We start from the raw sequence: 395 nt of genomic DNA on the forward strand, positions 1-395 counted from the left end.
GGGAGCAAACAGGATTAGATACCCTGGTAGTCCACGCCGTAAACGATGTCGACTTGGAGGTTGTGCCCTTGAGGCGTGGCTTCCGGAGCTAACGCGTTAAGTCGACCGCCTGGGGAGTACGGCCGCAAGGTTAAAACTCAAATGAATTGACGGGGGCCCGCACAAGCGGTGGAGCATGTGGTTTAATTCGATGCAACGCGAAGAACCTTACCTGGTCTTGACATCCACAGAACTTTCCAGAGATGGATTGGTGCCTTCGGGAACTGTGAGACAGGTGCTGCATGGCTGTCGTCAGCTCGTGTTGTGAAATGTTGGGTTAAGTCCCGCAACGAGCGCAACCCTTATCCTTTGTTGCCAGCGGTCCGGCCGGGAACTCAAAGGAGACTGCCAGTGAT

The 395-nt window shown here is 54.7% G+C and carries 1 rRNA gene; it reads left to right on the forward strand.

Features of this window, described 5'->3' with window-relative positions:
- Positions 1–395, forward strand: a 16S ribosomal RNA gene (locus tag EVJ22_RS15320); the annotation flags it as partial.

The organism is Exiguobacterium sp. SH0S7 (assembly GCF_004337195.1).
Lineage (GTDB): Bacteria > Bacillota > Bacilli > Exiguobacteriales > Exiguobacteriaceae > Exiguobacterium > Exiguobacterium aurantiacum_A.